This is a genomic window from uncultured Muribaculum sp., assembly GCF_910583865.1.
GTDB lineage: Bacteria > Bacteroidota > Bacteroidia > Bacteroidales > Muribaculaceae > Muribaculum.
This window is the reverse complement of record NZ_CAJTYX010000016.1, coordinates 1-19123: the sequence shown is the minus strand read 5'-3', so window position 1 is coordinate 19123 and position 19123 is coordinate 1. Positions and strand designations below refer to the sequence as shown.

The following is a 19123-nucleotide window of genomic DNA, read 5'->3' as shown; positions in this document are numbered from 1 at the left end:
CGGTGAGATTATGACGGTTTGCGGTAAGTACGCGAATCACTTGTTTTAGACTAAACATAACAATCATTATCGATGAAACATATACTTGCTTGCGTCATGGCTTCGGCCGTGGCATTCAACGCCTCGGCATGGGATGGCTCGGCCATGGCCCGTGCAGCCGCAGGCGACGACAAAGTTGTGGTGCCTGACAGCACAGGATTCAAGTTCAAGGACATAAAGACGGTAAAGACCACTCCGGTGCGTGACCAGAACCAGTCCGGCACATGCTGGTGCTTCTCCACCAACACGTTTTTCGAGGATGAAATCATGCGCAAGGGCGGTCCCGAGATGGATCTGAGCGAGATGTACGTGGTGCGTCAGTGTTATCTCGACAAGGCGCGCAAGTATGTGCGCATGGACGGCAAGATCAACTTCGCTCAGGGTGGTGCCGCCCACGATGTGCCTTACGTCATGGCCCGTTATGGCGCGATGCCCGAAGAGGCTTATACCGGATTGAACTACGGCGAGGAGAAGCATGTCCACGGCGAGTTGTCGAAAGTGTTGAAGTCATATCTCGATGCCGTGCTGTCATCGGGCGACAAGCGTCTTTCCACGGCGTGGGAAAAAGGCTTCGAGGCTATCCTTGACAGCTACTTCGGCCCTCTGCCCGAGACTTTCGAATACAAGGGAAAGACCTATACGCCCAAGAGCTTCGCTGAATCTCTCGGCATCGACACGGACGATTATATAGAGGTGGCCTCCTTCACACATCATCCGTTCTATGAGCCTTTTGCCCTTGAGGTAGCCGACAACTGGCTGTGGGATACCATGCAGAACGTGCCTCTCGACGAGTTGCAGGCCATAGTCGATAATGCTATCGACAAGGGTTATCCCGTGGCCTGGGGCGCCGATGTGAGCGAAGGTGGCTTCAAGTGGCGCAAGGGCTACGCCGTGATTCCCGTAGAGAAGGGTGCCAAGGATCTTTCCGGTACCGAGCTGTCGCGCTGGGTACAGCTATCCGACAAGGATCGTGCCGACGAGCGCTATGACATCAAAGGCCCGGTAGAGGAGATAAAGGTTACCCAGGAGATGCGTCAGCAGATGTTCGACCGCAAGGAGACCACCGACGACCATGGTATGGTTATCGTAGGCATAGCCAAGGATCAGGAGGGAAACAAATACTACAAGATACAGAATTCCTGGGACACCAACCAGCTTTACGACGGGTTCATGTATGTGAGTGTGCCTTTCTTCCTTGCCAAGACCATGGATATCATGGTGCATAAGGACGCTGTGCCTGCCGCTATCGCCGCCAAGTTCAAAAATTGACTTATTAATCACTTCCGCTCAACACCTTCCCGCATATGGATGCCGAAGCCCTTTCACGAACCGCCCTTCTTCTGGGCGATGAGGCGGTAGCCCGTCTGGCGCGTGCTCATGTGCTCGTGGTGGGCGTGGGCGGTGTCGGTGCCTATGCCGCCGAGGTGTTGGCGCGTTCCGGCGTGGGGCGCATCACCATCATCGACGGTGACACCGTGGCGCCGAGCAATCTGAACCGTCAGCTCCCCGCGCTTGTTTCAACTCTCGGCGAGGCCAAGGTCGATGTGATGCGCCGCCGCATACTCGACATAAATCCCGCATGCCTGGTAGTGGCGCGGTGTGGTTTTGTCGCTCCCGACGATGTGCCGGGGCTGTTGCAGGAGCTGCATCCAGATTTCGTGATCGATGCCATCGACTCAATCGCCCCCAAGGTGGCACTGGTCGAGGAATGTCTGCGCGCAAAAGTGAAGATAGTCTCCTCGATGGGTGCCGGCGGACGTACCGACCCCGCCAAGGTGAAGTATGCCGACATCTCCGAGACTGTCCATGACGGACTTGCACGCGAGGTGCGCCACCGTCTGCGTCGCGACGGAATACACAAGGGACTGAAAGTGGTATGCTCTACCGAGCAGCCGCGCAAGGCGTCGCTTCTGCTTACCGACGAAATCGCTTTCAAGCGATCGTCGTTCGGCACCGTCTCCTGGATTCCGGCACAGTTCGGGCTGATGCTCGGGGCCTATGCCGTAAGTAAATTAACTGATACAAGACTGTGATATCCATCCGCAACATATCGAAGAGCTACGGCTCGCTTAAGGTGCTCCATGACATATCGCTCGACGTGAATAAAGGCGAGGTGCTGTCGATCGTAGGACCGAGCGGCGCCGGAAAGACCACGCTGCTGCAGATTGTCGGTACTCTCGACCGTCCGGATAGCGGCGCCGTGCTGTTTGACGGCGAGGATGTCGTGGGCATGAAGGAGGCGCGCCTGGCCCGCTTCCGTTGCGAGAGTGTCGGTTTTGTATTCCAGTTCCATCAGCTGCTTCCTGAGTTCACCATGCAGGAGAACGTGGCCATACCGGCCATGATAGGCGGCATGTCCCACCGTAAGGCAATGTCGCGGGCTGAGGAACTGATAAGATACTTCGGACTCTACGACCGGCGCACCCACAAGCCTGCGCAGCTGTCGGGCGGAGAGTGCCAGCGTGCCGCCGTGGCACGTGCGCTTGTCAATTCGCCCGCCGTGGTGCTCGCCGACGAGCCTACGGGCAGCCTTGATACTCGCAACCGCGATGAACTGCATCGCCTGTTCTTCGAACTTCGCCGTGACATGGGACAGACATTCGTGATAGTGACCCACGACGAGTACCTCGCATCTACGTGCGACCGCATCGTGCACATGTCCGACGGCCGCATACTCAAGATTGATAAACGCATCAACGACCTCGGGATATGAAAACCTATCTGTGGCATACGGCATTGCTCTCTGTAGCTGCGACATTGTTGTGTGGCGGCGTGGCGGCGTGTTCCTCCGACGGCGACGACTACAACCACCGTATGCTATACAGTTCGATTGTCACCATCGACGGTTCGACCGAGCAGGATGGGACTGTGTTTACATTTCAGCGCTACGATGATTCCCCGCTCGTCACGCTCACGGCGTCGCGTGTGGTGGTGGCAAAGGAGCGTATCGGCGACAGGGCTCTCCTCTATTACTATCCCGAGTCGGGCGACCCGTATGCTTCCGGCCCCGTGGAGGTGCGTTCGCTCGGCACAATAAATTGCGACACGGCCATCATACGACCCATCGAACGTTACCGGTGGGATCACGACGCTGTGTTCCTCAACGCCATATGGCGCACCGGGGAATACATCAATCTGCGCATGCGTGCCGACTATTCCGACAAGCCGCGCTACTTCGGTCTCGTGGTCGATTCGCTCACCCTCACTGATCCATGGCCGGAACTTTACCTGTTGCACGATCTCGATAGCGCTCCCGCCAACTATCTGCGCGAGAGTTATGCTTCGTTCGATGTATCGAAGGTGTGGCGACAGGCATCCTGCGAGGGGATACGCATACATGTCAACGACTCAAACCTCCCTGCCGACACTTACGTGTTTATCAAGAAATAGATAGTTAATCACCTTAATATAAACAAACTAAATAATATCATCAAATGGACAACAAACAGAAACCTCAGAACGAGATAAAGATCGAGCTTACACCCGAAGTGGCCCACGGCCATTACTCCAACCTGGCTATGATTGCCCACTCCCCCAACGAGTTCGTGATGGACTTCATCAACATGATCCCTAATCCGCCGCAGGCACGTGTGCAGGCCCGTATCATCATGACTCCGGAGAATGCCAAGAACCTTTTCTTTGCCCTCCGCGACAATATCGAGCGCTACGAGAACACTTTCGGAGTAATCGAGCAGCGTCGTCCCGTGGCCGGTGGCAATCCTTCCGACGGCGGCAACATCCCCAACTCATTCAAAGCCTGATATAGGATGATACAGCAGGATCTGCTTATCTACAACAGTCTCACACGCACAAAACAGCTCTTCCGCCCGATCCACGAGGGTCGGGTGGGGATGTACGTGTGCGGCCCTACAGTGTATGGCGACGGGCATCTTGGCCATGCACGTCCGGCCATCACGTTCGACATCCTTTACCGCTATCTGACACACCTCGGCTACAAGGTGCGCTACGTGCGCAACATCACCGATGTGGGCCATCTTGAGCATGACGCCGACGAAGGCGAGGACAAGATAGCGAAAAAGGCGCGTCTTGAGCAGCTTGAGCCTATGGAGGTGGTTCAGCACTATCTCAACCGCTACCATAAGGCCATGGAGGCGCTCAACGTGCTCCCTCCGAGCATCGAGCCGCACGCTTCGGGCCACATAATCGAGCAAATCGAATACGTGAAGAAGATTCTCGATAGCGGCTACGCCTATGTCAGCGAGGGATCGGTGTATTTCGACGTTCCCAAGTATAACAAGGACTTCCACTACGGCAAGCTCTCCGGACGCAATGTCGAGGAACTTCTTGCCACTACGCGCGCTCTCGACGGACAGCAGGAAAAGCGTAATCCCGCCGATTTCGCCTTGTGGAAGAAGGCGGCTCCGGAACATATCATGCACTGGCCGTCGCCATGGAGCGAGGGCTTCCCCGGATGGCATCTCGAATGCTCCACGATGGGGCAGAAGTATCTGGGCGAGACGTTCGACATACATGGCGGAGGCATGGATCTCATGTTCCCCCACCATGAATGCGAGATTGCGCAGTCGGTGGCACATAACGGTCATGAGACGGTCAACTACTGGATGCATAACAATATGGTGACCATCAACGGCCAGAAGATGGGCAAGTCGCTCGGCAACTTCATCACCCTTGACGAATTTTTCAACGGCACGCACGAGGCCCTGGAACAGCCGTATTCTCCGATGACCATACGCTTTTTCATCCTCCAGGCCCATTACCGCGGCACGCTCGACTTCTCCAACGCGGCATTGCAGGCCTCGGAGAAGGCTCTCAACCGCATGCTTGACGGTTATCGTCGTTTGCAGGAACTGAAACCTTCCGACAAGTCGATGGCGGATGTCGCCGGTTTGCGTCAGCGTTGCTACGATGCCCTCAACGACGACCTCAACACCCCCATCGTCATAGCCACGCTGTTCGACGCATGCCGCATCATCAACCAGGTCAAAGACGGTTCGGCAACCCTTACCGAGGCTGATATAAACGAGCTGAAGGAGCTGTTCCGCATCTTTTTGGTCGACATACTCGGCATACGCACCGAGATGGTTGAAGGCGCCTCGCAGCCCGATGCCATGAAGCCTTTCGAGCAGGCGGTGGATCTGCTTCTGGAGGTTCGTGCCAAGGCCAAGGCCGCCAAGGACTGGGCTACATCCGACCTTATCCGCGACCGCCTGTCGCAGGCCGGATTCGATATCAAAGATACCAAGCAGGGCGCCGAGTGGAGTCTTAAATAAACTCCAATGCCCCTCTGACGATTACAAACGTGGTCTTGCTATAAACGATTCGCGACAACGATGGACGTGATGGACTTTGCGCAGCTCGTACTCGAGCAAGTGCCCTATGAGCCTACCTCACAGCAGATAGAGCTTATAGCGGCGCTTGCCCGTTTCTGTTCGCGTGCCACTCCGTCCGACTCCGTGTTCCTGCTCAACGGCTATGCCGGCACGGGAAAGACATCGCTGTGTGCGGCTCTGGTGCGTGCGCTCAACGGGGTGGGGATAGGCACCGTGCTCATGGCTCCTACGGGGAGGGCGGCGAAGGTGTTCAGCGCTTTTGCCGGACAACAGGCCTACACCATCCACCGGCGTATCTACAACGTGGGTGGCAACGGCATAACCCAGAGCCGCACGGTGCGTGTGGCTGAAAACCGTGCTCACAACACTGTGTTCATCGTCGATGAGGCTTCTATGATAGGCGGCGACTCGCCTGCGGGGAGCAACCTTCTGGAAGATCTTGTCCACTATGTCTATTCCGGCGTAAACTGCCGCCTGATATTGCTCGGCGACACCGCACAGTTGCCGCCGGTGGGATGCGAGGAGAGTCCGGCGATGAGTGCGCGTGTGCTCCACGACATCGGCCTTCGTGTCACCCGTGTGGTACTTACCGCCACTGTGCGCCAGGCCCGGGATTCAGGTATACTGTATAACGCCACGTGGCTGCGCAAGGCCATGCGTCAGCCGCAGCTCCCTGCGCCTAAGCTGTTCGTGTCGCCGTTTCCCGATGTCGCCGTGGTGGATCCATATGACCTTGAGGAGATGCTTACACGCAGCTATGGGGAGCATGGTGTGCTCGATACGATTCTTATCACGAGATCCAACCGCCGGGCCACTGAGTTCAACATGGCGGTGCGATCCACGGTTCTGTATTACGAGGAGGAATTGCGTGAGGATGAGATATTGCTCGTGGGGAAAAACAATTATTTCTGGACCAAGGATATAAAGGGTCTGGATTTCATCGCCAACGGTGACATGGCCATTGTAGAGAAAGTGTATGGCTCGGAGACTCGTTACGGACGCCGGTTTGCCGACGTTGTCCTGCGGCTTCCCGACCGTGAGGTGTCGGTGGAGTGCAAGATTATGCTCGACACCCTCATGAGCGAGGAGGCTTCGGTATCGTCGCAGGCCATGCGCGAACTGTTTGACGCCATCATGGCCGATCCGGAAGGCGCTCCTGACGGTGAGACTGACTCGCAACGTGTGGTGCGTGCGATGAAAAACCCGTATTTCAACGCCTTACAGGTGAAATACGGGTATGCTGTCACTTGCCACAAAGCCCAGGGTGGACAATGGTCGGACGTGTATGTTGACCTCGGATATATACCCCCCGAGGCGATGGGGATGGATTTTTACCGCTGGCTCTATACGAGCGTCACACGTGCTACAAAGCGCCTTTATCTGTTCAATCCTACAGTGGAAATCAAATAGCAACCTGGATTTAGAGAGCGTTTTCAACTTGTCACTCGTAGTCGACGTGGATTTCGCGGTCGATTGAGTTGTCAAGCGATATGAGTGTTTCCGTTCCGAGCACTCCGGGAATGGTCTGGATTTTGTCGTTGAGCAGCTCCATCAGATGCTCGTTGTCTCGAGCATAGAGCTTTATCAGCATCGTGTATGGTCCTGTGGTGAAATGGCACTCCACGATTTCCGGTATCTTTTCGAGTTCCGGCACGACGTTGCGGTACATGGCGCCGCGTTCGAGGTTAACACCGATGTATGTGCAGGTGGTGTAGCCGAGCACGTGTGGATCCACGTGATAGCCCGAGCCTGTTATTACTTTAAGGTCGATCATGCGCTGTATGCGCTGATGTATGGCTGTGCGCGACACTCCGCACTCCACCGCCACGTCTTTCGACGGTATGCGTGCGTTGCGCATCACGATTTCAAGAATCCTGCGGTCAAGATTGTCGATTTTTTCCATATGCTGTATGTCTTTTTTAGGTATTCGGACCGGTCTTTCCAAGATTGTGTATTGATGGGACAAATCTGTCATATTTAGACCGTGCGTTTGGCAAATATAGTTAAAACTTCTAACATGGCAATCTTTTTGACATATTTTTATTGCATATACTTGTATTTTGCTATGTCTGCATTGGTGCGGTATATATACAAAAGAAGGTGCGCCAGGACTCTGACACACCTTTGGGTAGAATATGTTGCTGTGACTTTATTCGGCGACAGGGGCTTCGGGAGCGGCGGGAGTCTGCTCGGCTGCGGGAGTTGTGGGAAGCTGCGTGTTGAAGTCGGCGGGCTGGGTCTGCTCAACAGCCTGCGGAGTGACGCGTGATGCGCTCTGGATGAGGTTGCGGGGCATGAAGAATACGCCGAGGATGCAGAGGACGCCCATGGCACCGGCAAGATACCATGTGGTCTTTTCGATGAAATCGTTAGTGCGGCGGACGCCCATCACCTGATTGGCACCTCCGAACTGGGAGGAGAGACCTCCACCTTTCGACTTCTGGATGAGGACTACGCCGATCATCAGAAGCGCTACTATGACGGTAAGTGTAATTACGACTACGTACATTTTATTGGGTTATTTTTGTTTTTGAAATTGCTCGTTGATGATAAGTTTCTGTAAGAAACGTAATTGGTCTGCAAAGTAACGACTTTTTTCCGGAAATTTCAAACTTAATCCGCTGATTATTTCATATGCTTTGGCATATCTGCGCTGTTTTATGAAAAATTTAGCGAGGCTCTCGCTCAGAAGCCCTTGGTCGGATGTGGAGGCGGGAGTGTGGAGTGGCTGTGGGTTTTCGCCGGGGATGGGGTCGGTTTGAGGCTCCCGTGGCTTCTCCGAAGGTTCGGCTGAGGAGGGGAAATGTCCTCCTTCACGGCGACTCTTGAGTATGAACGCGCTTATGAGTGAGTCGGGGGAATCGCCTTGTGCTTCCTCGTCGGTGGGGAGCGACCTTTCCTCTTCGTCAGCGAGGGTAAGCGCATAGTCGGGGACAGGATTGAAAATCAGGCGTTCGAGCAGGGCATTCTCCTGTGGGTCCGGTCGTCCGTAGTGTGACATGAACGTCTCGATGGCGCTGTCGGTGTCGAGCGTCTCATGAGTGTGTGTGGGCGGATAGAAGTCGGAATCGTCAGCCCTTTTAGGGTTTGCCACCCGGTAGAGGGTCTGCGGTGTGGAGCTGTTGAGGGCCATACGCTGCATCATGCGGCGGCGTGTGGGTTGGTCGAGGCTGTCACCGGAGCGTTCCAGCAGCAGCTTGGCGGGGAGGGTCATGTAGGGGTAGAGGCGTGCCATTTCATCGACCCATTCCACGGTCACGGGCAGCGCGGGATCTTGCAGGAGTTCGGTGAGGTGCTGAAGAGGTGATTTTGACATGATGACGGGTGCTGCGTGGTTTACCAGTTTCCGAGCGTGGCGTTGAATATGAGGTCAATCAGCTGGTCGGTGATCTCCTGGCACAGCTGTTCCTGCACGTCGGTAAGCATTTCGTTGGAGTCGAAGTCCTGATATGCGGAAAATGATTGGTCGACGTTGTTTTTGTCGTTCTTCGAATCGGTGTAGCGTATCCTCACGGTGATGGTGAGGCGCGTCTTTGATGCTATGGCGTTTTCCGTCACGGCCTGGGGAGAGAGGGAATATCCGGTGATCTCACCTTCGAGGTTGAGGTCGCTCATGCCGTCGTTGACCTGTAGACGTGTGTTGCGTGCCACGTAGTCGAGGAGGGCGTTCTCGAATGTCTGCTGCAATGGAGGGTAGACAAGCGCGGCACGTATGGGGAACTGGCCGATGTGGATTGTCTTGTAGACGTTGTAGTCGATGGCGCTGCCGTTGAACTTGTAGCTGATCGTACAGCTTGTAGCGATTAGCGTCAGCGTCAGTATGGCTACGTAGCAGTTGGCTGATATGCGGTTTGAGAGTGTGCGGATAATCTGATGCATGATCGGTGGGGGGTTATGGAGAGCGGCTTGTTTATGCCGGCTATTCGAGTCCGTAGTCTTTGATTTTGCGGTAAAGCGTACGCTCGGAGATGTTGAGCTCGCGTGCGGTGGCCTTACGCCGGCCTTCGTTGTGCTCCAGTGCGCGGCGTATGGTCTCGCGCTCGGTGTCCTCGAGTGTCAGCGGCGACAGGTCGGGGCGGTTGTCGGTTGTCGATGACGTCTCGTCATCGGCCTGGTTGGCGTTGTTGAAAAGGTCATGGGCCGGCGTGTAGCGCACGATCGAGCGCGATGTGCCGCTTAGGTCGCCGAGTGCGGGCATCTCGTGGAATGATGTGTGCTGGCGTGGCGATGACGAAGCCCGCAGTTCGTTGAGTGTGGCGCGCAGTTCGTCGATTTCGCCGCGCATGCTGAATATCATGTTGAAAAGCAGCTCGCGCTCGGCGGCGTATGAGTGCATGCCTGTATCGCCCGTGCGGTCGATGGTGGCCGGTGTTGTCACGCCCCGTGCGGGAAGGTACTCGGCAGCGTTGTCGCCGGTGATTGTCTCGCCGGCGTCGAACAGCGCTATCTGCTCCACCACGTTCTTGAGCTGCCTTACGTTGCCGGGCCAGGGGTAGCGCATGAACATCCGCGCCGCGTCGTCGCTGAAAGTCACCGCCGGGGTGCGGTAGCGTTCGGCGAAGTCGATGGCGAATTTGCGGGCGAGGAGCATCACGTCGTTGCCTCGGTCGCGCAGCGGGGGCACTTCTATGCGTATGGTGGAGAGTCGGTAATAGAGGTCCTCGCGGAAACGCCCGTCCTCGACGGCTTTCGCCATGTCGACGTTGGTGGCGGCCACTATGCGGATGTTGGTTTTCTGCACTGTCGACGAGCCTACTTTGATGAACTCTCCGCTTTCGAGCACCCTGAGCAGGCGTGCCTGTGTCGTGAGCGGCAGCTCGGCCACCTCGTCGAGGAATATGGTGCCTCCGTCGGCCTCTTCGAAGTATCCCTTCCTGGTGGCGACGGCTCCGGTGAAGGCCCCTTTCTCATGGCCGAAAAGTTCCGAGTCGATCGTGCCTTCGGGTATGGCGCCGCAGTTGACGGCGATATATTTCGCATGCTTGCGCGGCGAGCCGGCATGGATGATCTGCGGGAAGAACTCCTTTCCGGTACCGCTCTCACCTGTCACGAGCACCGACAGGTCGATAGGGGCCACGCGCAAGGCGCGCTGCACGGCGGCTGTCAGTGCCGGTGCGTTGCCCACGATGCCCCAACGTGCCTTGGCCTGCTGCACCTGGCTGCTGATGTCGGAGATGGCGGTCATTTTCTGTCGCGTAGCTTATATGTTTGATCCTTCAGGAATTGGCCGAGAGCCTTGTCGTCGGTGCCGAATTCTTTGATTTTTTCGGCGGGGATGATGTCGCCAACAGAGATATGGATGGTGGAATGGCATTTGCGCCACACCTCGGTGGGGAGGCGCAGGGTGCGTAGCTGCCAGCTGATCACACCGAGCAGATTGAACAGCACGCTGTTGTGGCCGTGGAAATATATGGGTATGACGGGTACGCCCATTTGGCGCACGAGGCGGATGATGGTGGGTTGCCACTCGCGGTCCTCGATGCGCAGCCTGCCGTTGATCTTGCTGACCGCCCCGGCGGGGAAGAATCCGAGCGGATGGCCGGAGCGCACCTGGCGTATGGCCTCCATTATCCCTTTCTTGCTTACGGCCTGCTTGGCGGGATCGTCGCTGGCGAGAGCGTCGACGGCGATGAAGTTGGGGCGCATGGCCGATATGCGGTTGAGCACCATGTTGACCATCACTTTGAAGTCGGGCCGTAGTGTGCCCATGAGGGCTATGAGCGATATGCCGTCGAGCGCGCCGAACGGGTGGTTGCTGACGGTGATGAAAGCCCCTTCCGGCAGCCGGTCGAGCACGTCGCGGCCATCCACGCGCAGGTTGATATCGAAGTCTTTCAGGAGGTTGCGGGAGAACTCCGGACCGGGGTGGTCGCAGTAGCGGTCATGCACATCGTTGACCTTGTCGACCGACAGCCAGTGAAGCAGCCTGTCGATGAGCTTGCGGTGGCCCGCAGCCTTCGGCACCATCGCCACGATGTCATCATAGTCGAGCACCGAGCGCTTTATCGGGGTTTCTGCTTTCTTTTCATCTATGTCGTCTGCCATATGCAAATCAATTCTATTGATAGATTGCAAAGTTAGCAAATATCCGCGATAAATGTATGGGTATGGCCGGCTTGATTATATGCCTGAGGTGAGGCGGGCTATGGCGAAGTCGAGGATGGTGTCGTGGCCGAGGAGGGCGGCCTGGGGGTCGAGGTCGATAGCGCATCCGGGGGTGGGGTCTATGCCGAACTCGGTGGTCTGGCCTTTGCAGTCGAGCACGGAGCATGCCGAGAAGCGCACTCCCCAGCCGTTGGGCAGCTCGGAGTTGAACGGCATGCCGGAGCCGCCACCTGTGCGTGCGCCTACGATGGTGACCTCCGGGATGTATTTCATCACCGACACGAAATTGTTGGCTGCGGAGAATGTGCCGCGCGAGGTGAGCACCACGACGGGCTTGCCCCACATCACCCGTCCGCGCTCGGCAGGGTCGAAATAGTAGGGGTAAGGCTCGGAGAAATCATTGTGGCCCGGTCCGGTCTTGTGCGAGATATACCCGGCGAGTGTACGCGAGGTTATGAACCGGCGAACTAAGGTCTCCACGTTGCTCATCGAGCCACCACCGTTGTCGCGGATGTCGATTATCAGGCCGTCGCACGTATTGAGGTACATCAGCACCTCGTCGAGATTTCCCTCTCCGATGCCGGCGCTGAATGAGCTGTAGCGCACGTAGCCGATGTTCTGCGGTAGTACGGCGTAGTCGAATCCGGCGGCGCTTAGGAAGTTGAAGTTGAGGTAGTATTGCTCGACAAGGCGCTCTGAATAGTTCTGCGGGTAGTCGCTCCACCATTTGCGATAGTACGACGTGTTGAACGATGCCGAGAGGTTGGTATGGCCGTCGCGCAGCTCGTTGAGCATGTCGGCACATACGTAGAACAGCTCCTTGGATGTCATCTTGTTGCTGACTTTACGCGCATATTCGTCATGTATGGCCTGCCAGTCGACTTCTTTCTCGGCGAAGAAGCAGTAGTGCTCGTCGAGTATGGTCCATAGAGCCTCGAAGTTGCCACGTGGATTGTCATCCCACTCCTCGATCGGGTGGCATCCCTGTGTGGCGGAGGCGGCTGCGAGGAGGATTATTGCGGACAGTATGCGAGTGATGATATGGAGATGCTTCATGTAGGGTAGGAATCAATAGGTTGCTGAGATGATGCGTGCATCGGGGCTTATACCTTTGTAGGGGTTCACTGACATCCATGTGCCCCCTACGCCTATCACTGCGGCGCATGTCACCACGCGCGTGGTGATGTTGTTGACTCGGGTTGACAGGATACTGTTGCGGAAGCCAAGACGCAGCTGCGTGCCCCCCAATGCTATATCGGCGGTAAGCAGGTTCTCCATGCGGAAATAGTTGCCCCACCACGCGCAGTGTGCCAGGCCGCTGTGGTTGCCGAGCGAGATTTCGTAGAACAGCTCGCCGTAGTCGGGGGAGAAGAACACGCCGGTGAGCGGAATGGTGGGGCGGTAGGTGAAGAGCACCTTCTTCCCCACCAGTGTATGGCGCCACATGACGGCACCGGTGACATTGACGGTCCAGGCGGCCTCGACGGCCACGGGATTGTTGCCGTTCCGATTGTTGTAGACCACTCCGAGGTCTATGCCTGTGGATACGCCTCCGGCAACGGTGATTTCATAGGGGAGGCGCCAACGGTAGTTGACCCCGTAGGAAAAGTCGCCCGTGAGCCGCCACATCGAGGCGTTGCCTGCGGGATTTTCAGTGCGGTCGATGTCGAGCCCCGCGGCGATACGCTGTACGAGCTTTTCAGGACGCAACCGCATGGCCTGGGTGCGGTCGTAGCCCAGAAGCATGCCCCACCCGTGATATTTGAGAGGGGTAAGGTAAGTGTTGGCTATCAGCGCCGAACCTATGGAGTAGGTGAAATGGGAAGTGACGGGACGCACTATGCTGTCGGGCATCGCCGGCTCGGATGCTTTGACTCCGTAAGCGGAAAGCATGCCGGCGAGAAGCAGAATGAATTTTTTCATCATGTGTCAGAATATGCGCTGCTGACCGTTGATCTCATCGCGCACCTCGTCATCGGAGCGCTCCTCCTCTTCAGGTATAGCGGGGGAGTCGTCGGTCGTTGCGGCATCCGTATCAAGCTCGTCATCTTCGGCGTTCTCAACTTCGCGAGGCTCAAGTTCCTCGACCGAGCCGACAGCATAGGTAGTTAGTCGCTTTCCGCGCGCCTTGTAGCTTTTGACGGCTATGAAATCCATGGCGTCGATGTCGAGCGGCTCGCGATATGAGTCGGAACCTCCGAATGTAACCCTTATGCGGCATCCGGGAGCGTCGCTGAGCAGCACCAGCGCGCTCTTCTCGTTGTCGCCGATGAATCGTGTGCGCTTGGCGGCAGGCTCGAACGTGAAGCGTTTCAGGTATGGGTAGCCCTGGTCGGCATCGTCGATGACGGCGGTCCATACGTGACCCGGGCGGAACTTCTCGATGCGGAGTATGTCGTCCTCGTAGTGGTTGCCGGCGTCGAAGCTCGAAAGATAGTATTCTCCCGACTTCAGGATTACGAGCACCTGGTCGGTGCCGTTGAATTCTCCGAGATAGGTGCCGCGCTTGTCGTAGTTTAGGCGAAGCACGTCGGGGTCGAACCATACCTGACGTCCGCCGAGTGTCGATGCGCCCTTCTCCTTAAGCGAGAACCTGTGCACCTCGTTTTTGGTGACCATGTTGCCCTGGCTCTGCTTCCCTTTTATGGCGAGCTGGCTGAAGTCCACGTCAAACTGCAGCGTCTTTAGCCTTAGCTTTGGCTTCAGGGTGACTTTCACCACCTCGGCCTCGCCGTTGGGGTTGGCCGAGAACCATGCCACCTTCGATCCGGGGAGGCCTTGTGTGAGGTTGTACTCCTTGTCGCGCGTCACGCCTGTCACGGCGAAGCGTTTCATGTAGTATGTTCCGGCCTTCCCGTTCTGGTATATGACGTTGTAGATGGTGCGCAGGTCGTTGCGCTTGAACACGTTGACATATATCACACCCTTTCCGACAAACATCTTGTCCTGTACCTTGACGACCTTGTACTTGCCGTCCTTGTAGAAGATTATGATGTCGTCTATGTCGGAGCACTGGCATACGTACTCGTCCTTCTTCAGCGACGTGCCTATGAAGCCTTCCTCTCGGTTGATGTACAGGCGCTCGTTGGCCTCGGCTACCGTGGCGGCCTCGATGCTGTCGAAGCTGCGGAGCACAGTGCGGCGAGGGAATGCCTCGCCATATTTTTCTTTCAGGTGGAGATACCATGCGATGGTGTGCTCCACGATGTTGGCGAGCTTGCGGTCGATGTCGGCCACGCGCTCGCGGTAGTTGGCGATGAGGCGGTCGGCCTCGTCGGAGTTGAACCGCAGTATGCGTTTCATCTTTATCTCCATCAGGCGCAGGAGGTCGTCGCGGGTCACTTCACGCCAGAGGTCCTTCTTGAACGGTTCCAGACGCTTGTCGATATGGGCGAGCACCGTATCCATGTCTTTGCCATCCTCAAACTGCTTGTCCTTGTAGATGCGCTCCTCGATGAATATGCGTTCGAGCGATGCGAAGTGGAGCGACTCCATAAGCTCGCCGCGCTGTATTTCAAGCTCGCGCCGCAACAGTTCGCGGGTGGTGTCGACACTGTGGCGCAGCACGTCGCTCACCCCGAGGAAGTGGGGCTTGCGTCCGGAGATGACGCAACAGTTGGGCGATACGCTCAACTCGCAGTCGGTGAATGCATATAGCGCGTCGATGGCCTTGTCGCTCGACGTGCCCGGAAGCAGGTGGACGAGGATGCAGGCATTTTCGGAGGTCATATCCTCGACTTTGCGCACCTTTATTTTCCCTTTTTCCGCCGCTTTTATGATGGAGTCGGAGATGGTGCCGGTGGTTTTGCCGAAGGGTATTTCCGTGATGGCGAGGGTCTTGTTGTCGACTTTCTCTATCTTGGCGCGTATCTTCACCGATCCGCCGCGCTCGCCGTCGTTGTATTTCGACACGTCGAGCGAGCCTCCGGTCACGAAGTCGGGGTAGAGGTTGAACGGCTCTTCGCGCAGATATGCCACGGCGGCGTCGATCACCTCGTTGAAGTTGTGCGGGAGTATCTTCGACGACAGGCCTACGGCGATACCCTCCACTCCCTGCACGAGCAGCAGCGGGAACTTGGCCGGGAGGGTCACCGGCTCAGGCTTGCGTCCGTCATAGCTTACGGTCCAGTCGGTGGTCTTTGAGTTGTATAGCACCTCGAGGGCGAACGGCGACAGGCGCGCCTCGATGTAACGTCCGGCAGCCGCCGACGCTCCGGTGAGCACATTGCCCCAGTTTCCCTGCGTCTCCACCAGCAGTTCTTTCTGCCCGAGCTGCACGAGCGCCTCGTTGATCGAGGCGTCGCCGTGGGGATGATACTGCATGGTGTTGCCCACGATGTTGGCGACCTTGTTGAAGCGTCCGTCGTCGAGGGTGTGCATGGAATGTAGTATGCGTCGCTGCACGGGCTTCAGTCCGTCGTCAATATGTGGCACGGCACGCTCGAGGATCACGTAGGATGCATATTCGAGAAACCAGCTCTGATACATGCCGCGCAACTGATGGCGCACCACGTCGTCTGAAGTGTCGAGGGTGACACGTCCTGTCGGCGTGCCGGTTCCTTGTGCGGAATCGGAGGTTGTGTCCTCGTTGTCGGTATCGTTGAAGTCGTCGGGGGTGATTATGTCGTCGCTCATATGGTGTTCGTCATGACGGGAGGCGTGATGACCTGCTATTCGCAGCCTCCTACTCTCCACAAAGTTAGTAAAAATTCGTAAATTTGCGGCCATGAAACCTGAAATAATCCTTCCACAACCGTTGAATCCTCGCGTGCCGGCTCCTTCCCAGCCTTTCCGCACGGTGTTGCCGTTGCAGATACGATTCAACGACATCGACCTGCTGGGGCATGTCAACAATGAGATGTACTTCGCCTATATGGATCTCGGCAAGATGCGCTATTTCCAGGAGATGATGGATGACAAGCTCGACTGGCGCGCAATCAACACTGTGATAGCCAATGTCAACTGCGATTTCTATGCTCCGACCACTATTGACGAGCAGATATGTGTGGTGACGGCGATCACCCATATCGGCGAGTCGAGTTTCAGGCTTGAGCAACGAATAATAGATATCAATACCGGCGATGTGAAGTGCATAGGACGCACGGTGATGGTGACAATAGATCCGCATACCGGTCATTCGGTGCCTGTAGATCCGGAGTGGGTGAAGCGGGTATCCGAGTTTGAAGGGAGGGAATTCTGATGATGAATGACGATCCTCGACTGATCCGGATAGCCGACTACGACTATCTTCTTCCTGACGATCGTATAGCGAAGCATCCGTTGGCTGAGCGCGACCGCTGCCGGCTGCTGGTGCGCCGTCATGACGGCACGCTTGAGGAGCATGCTTTTACGGAGCTTCCGGAACTGCTGCCATCCGACGCCATGCTCGTCTACAACAATACCCGCGTGATCAACGCGCGCCTGCGTTTCCGCAAAGGAGATGACGGCAGCGGCGCGCTTATCGAGGTGTTCTGTCTCGAACCGGCCTTTCCCGCCGACTATGCAATGAACTTCGCCTCTGATTCGGGATGCTCGTGGACATGTTTTGTCGGCAACTCGAAGCGATGGAAGGATGGCGTGCTGCGCCGTAGTATTCTCGTAGACGGGACCGAGGTGACGCTCAGCGCCACGCGCACGGGCCGTGACGGCAATGCGTCGGAGGTGCGTTTCGACTGGGATGTCGCCGGCGTGACTTTTTCCCGCATCATCCAGGCCGCGGGTGAGATCCCCATACCGCCTTATCTCAACCGCAGCACGGAGGAGAGCGACAGCGCCGACTACCAGACCGTCTACGGAAGGATAGAAGGGTCGGTAGCCGCCCCTACCGCCGGGTTGCATTTTACTCCGGCAGTGCTTGAGGCTGTGGATCGTCGCGGCATTACCAGACGTGAGCTTACGCTGCATGTCGGTGCGGGCACTTTCCAGCCGGTCAAAAGCGACACGGTGGGCGAACACGGCATGCACAGCGAGTTCATATCCGTGCCGAGGAGCCTGATAGAGGAGCTTGCCTTTACTGACAGGCGTGTTATAGCGGTAGGCACAACATCGGTGCGCACTCTGGAGAGCCTTTATCATGCGGGATGTCTGGTGAACACCGGTGACTGGCATGGAGAGGTGCCCCAATGGTATCCTTATGATGGCAACTATCCCGTCCTAAGCCGCCGGGAGGCATTTGCAGCGTTGCTTCGACATCTGGATGAGTCAGGCGCGACGCGGTTCGTGGCTTCTACCCGCATAATTATCGCCCCCGGCTATGATTATCGGGTGGTGGAGGGTATGGTGACAAATTTCCATCAGCCTCAATCAACTCTGCTTCTGCTTGTGTCGGCTTTCACGGGTGGAGACTGGAGGCGTATGTACGACTTCGCCCTCGATAGGGGATTCAGGTTTCTTAGCTACGGGGATGCCTCATTGCTTCTGTGAACAATAAAAAATGTTAAACCGTTAACGAACCGTAAAGAAAATGTAATTAGGTTGCAATAGTTCAGACGAAAGATTGTAACTTTGCGTCACTCTAACGCCATCTCTCACTTTAAGGGTAAAAGACGCATGAGGAATTGCTTATGAAAACTAACGCTTCAATTCTTACTCTTGCTGTCATCGCATTTCTTTCAATGGCTTTTGTGGGGTGTGACTCACGTAAGCCCTACCGTATGTGTGACGGAATCGTTTGGTCCACTACTTATAAGGTCACTTATGCTTCCAACGCCGTGCTCGACGACAGCGTGCAGAAAGTGTTGAAAGATGTCGATAATTCGGTGTCCACATTCAATCCCCGTTCGATAATCTCTGCCATCAACCGCAACGATACCTCGGTCGTGGCCGATACGATTCTCCGCAAGGTATTTGAGGAGTCGGTGCGTATCAACCGTTACAGTCATGGTGCGTTTGACCCTACGGTAGGTCCCTTGGTGGACCTATGGGGATTCGGGCCATCCAATAAGCTGCATGTCGACAGCATAAAGGTCCCGTCAGCACAACGGATTGACAGTGTGCGCATGTTTGTCGGATTGCCTGATTGCATGCTATTACCCGACGGACGCATGCACAAGAAAGATCCTGCCACGCAGTTTAATTTCTCGGCATTGGCCAAAGGATATGCGTGCGACCTCGTAGCCGCTATGTTCGAGCGTAACGGCGTCACCGACTATATGGTTGAGATTGGAGGAGAAATAAAGGTTGGCGGTGAAAGCCCCACCGGACAACAGTGGCGTGTAATGATAGATGCACCTATACCGAGCACGGATTCGATTATCCATGACGGCATGGCTGTGATAAGGCTTAGCAATGATGCCGTAGCCACTTCGGGCAACTACCGCAACTATCATCATTCGGATATCGGTGTGGTAGGGCATACGATAAGCCCTGTAACCGGCAAGCCGGTCACGTCGAGGGTGCTCAGTGTGACCATTGTGGCTCCTGACTGCGTTACTGCCGATGCGCTTGCCACGGCGTGTATGGTCATGCCCATGGACAGCGCACGCGCCATGCTCAATGAAATCCATGAGGCTGCCGGGCTGTTTGTCACCATGGATAGCGATGGTAAGTGGGAGCTTCATCCTACACGCGGCTTCCCGATGATAGACCGCTGAAACACCCTCTTGAACGCATATTTAATTTATTACTGTCCGCTAAACCATAAATCAGAGAGTCCAACATCTTGAAAG

19 protein-coding genes are annotated in these 19123 nt (G+C 56.2%); 10 read left to right on the top strand and 9 right to left on the bottom strand.

Features of this window, described 5'->3' with window-relative positions; translation table 11 throughout:
- The first annotated feature begins 72 nt into the window (after positions 1–72).
- Genes QZ303_RS05195 through QZ303_RS05165 form a run of 7 tightly spaced genes read left to right on the top strand, consistent with a single transcriptional unit; the run spans position 73 to position 6761 of the window.
- Positions 73–1308 carry a C1 family peptidase gene (locus QZ303_RS05195; RefSeq protein WP_295730096.1) on the top strand — a complete coding sequence of 412 codons (1236 nt, stop codon included), beginning with the start codon at positions 73–75 and terminating at the stop codon, positions 1306–1308.
- A gap of 35 nt (positions 1309–1343) precedes the next feature.
- Positions 1344–2072 carry a tRNA threonylcarbamoyladenosine dehydratase gene (locus QZ303_RS05190; RefSeq protein ID WP_295730093.1) on the top strand — a complete coding sequence of 243 codons (729 nt, stop codon included), beginning with the start codon at positions 1344–1346 and terminating at the stop codon, positions 2070–2072.
- The gene (locus QZ303_RS05185) at positions 2069–2752 is read left to right on the top strand and encodes an ABC transporter ATP-binding protein (protein WP_295730089.1); all 684 of its coding nucleotides are present in this window, start codon (positions 2069–2071) and stop codon (positions 2750–2752) included. The genes QZ303_RS05190 and QZ303_RS05185 overlap by 4 nt, the downstream gene beginning before the upstream one ends.
- Complete coding sequence (locus QZ303_RS05180) at positions 2749–3429, top strand: NigD-like C-terminal domain-containing protein (protein WP_295730087.1); 681 nt, start codon at positions 2749–2751, stop codon at positions 3427–3429. Before QZ303_RS05185 ends, QZ303_RS05180 begins: the two co-directional genes overlap by 4 nt.
- Positions 3430–3473: 44 nt before the next feature.
- Positions 3474–3800, top strand: a complete 327-nt coding sequence (locus QZ303_RS05175) for a DUF3467 domain-containing protein (RefSeq protein WP_295730085.1) — start codon at positions 3474–3476, stop codon at positions 3798–3800.
- 9 nt (positions 3801–3809) lie between these two features.
- The gene (cysS, locus tag QZ303_RS05170) at positions 3810–5291 is read left to right on the top strand and encodes a cysteine--tRNA ligase (protein ID WP_295730179.1); all 1482 of its coding nucleotides are present in this window, start codon (positions 3810–3812) and stop codon (positions 5289–5291) included.
- Between the two features lie 60 nt (positions 5292–5351).
- Positions 5352–6761, top strand: coding sequence for an ATP-dependent RecD-like DNA helicase (locus QZ303_RS05165; RefSeq protein ID WP_295730083.1), 1410 nt, complete (start codon positions 5352–5354; stop codon positions 6759–6761).
- A 31-nt stretch (positions 6762–6792) separates the two neighbouring features.
- Here the strand turns inward: QZ303_RS05165 and QZ303_RS05160 are convergent, their stop codons facing one another.
- The 9 genes from QZ303_RS05160 to QZ303_RS05120 form a co-directional block, all read right to left on the bottom strand.
- Positions 6793–7254 (bottom strand): Lrp/AsnC ligand binding domain-containing protein, encoded by a 462-nt coding sequence (locus QZ303_RS05160; RefSeq protein WP_295730080.1) that lies wholly within the window; start codon positions 7252–7254, stop codon positions 6793–6795.
- A 246-nt stretch (positions 7255–7500) separates the two neighbouring features.
- Positions 7501–7860 (bottom strand): preprotein translocase subunit SecG, encoded by a 360-nt coding sequence (secG, locus tag QZ303_RS05155; protein ID WP_295730078.1) that lies wholly within the window; start codon positions 7858–7860, stop codon positions 7501–7503.
- Positions 7861–7869: 9 nt separating this feature from the next.
- Positions 7870–8667, bottom strand: a complete 798-nt coding sequence (locus tag QZ303_RS05150; protein ID WP_295730075.1) for a hypothetical protein — start codon at positions 8665–8667, stop codon at positions 7870–7872.
- A 20-nt stretch (positions 8668–8687) separates the two neighbouring features.
- Positions 8688–9230, bottom strand: coding sequence for an LptE family protein (locus QZ303_RS05145; protein ID WP_295730073.1), 543 nt, complete (start codon positions 9228–9230; stop codon positions 8688–8690).
- A gap of 40 nt (positions 9231–9270) precedes the next feature.
- Complete coding sequence (locus QZ303_RS05140) at positions 9271–10536, bottom strand: sigma 54-interacting transcriptional regulator (protein WP_295730070.1); 1266 nt, start codon at positions 10534–10536, stop codon at positions 9271–9273.
- Entirely contained in the window at positions 10533–11396 is an 864-nt protein-coding gene (locus QZ303_RS05135; RefSeq protein WP_295730067.1) for a lysophospholipid acyltransferase family protein, read from the bottom strand. Before QZ303_RS05135 ends, QZ303_RS05140 begins: the two co-directional genes overlap by 4 nt.
- A 75-nt stretch (positions 11397–11471) precedes the next feature.
- On the bottom strand, positions 11472–12512 hold the full coding sequence (locus QZ303_RS05130; RefSeq protein ID WP_295730065.1) for a S41 family peptidase: 1041 nt from the start codon (positions 12510–12512) through the stop codon (positions 11472–11474).
- A gap of 12 nt (positions 12513–12524) precedes the next feature.
- Complete coding sequence (locus QZ303_RS05125) at positions 12525–13382, bottom strand: DUF3316 domain-containing protein (RefSeq protein WP_295730062.1); 858 nt, start codon at positions 13380–13382, stop codon at positions 12525–12527.
- A 3-nt stretch (positions 13383–13385) separates the two neighbouring features.
- Positions 13386–16091 (bottom strand): DNA gyrase/topoisomerase IV subunit A, encoded by a 2706-nt coding sequence (locus QZ303_RS05120; protein WP_295730059.1) that lies wholly within the window; start codon positions 16089–16091, stop codon positions 13386–13388.
- Positions 16092–16182: 91 nt separating this feature from the next.
- On the opposite strand from QZ303_RS05120, the gene QZ303_RS05115 reads away from it, so the two are divergent.
- The 3 genes from QZ303_RS05115 to QZ303_RS05105 all read left to right on the top strand — a co-directional run bounded on the left by QZ303_RS05115 (position 16183) and on the right by QZ303_RS05105 (position 19048).
- Entirely contained in the window at positions 16183–16656 is a 474-nt protein-coding gene (locus tag QZ303_RS05115; RefSeq protein WP_295730056.1) for a thioesterase family protein, read from the top strand.
- Between the two features lie 2 nt (positions 16657–16658).
- A complete protein-coding gene (locus QZ303_RS05110; RefSeq protein WP_295730176.1) occupies positions 16659–17879 on the top strand; it encodes an S-adenosylmethionine:tRNA ribosyltransferase-isomerase in 1221 nt (406 codons plus the stop codon).
- Positions 17880–18019: 140 nt separating this feature from the next.
- Positions 18020–19048 (top strand): FAD:protein FMN transferase, encoded by a 1029-nt coding sequence (locus QZ303_RS05105; RefSeq protein WP_295730053.1) that lies wholly within the window; start codon positions 18020–18022, stop codon positions 19046–19048.
- Positions 19049–19123 lie beyond the last annotated feature (75 nt).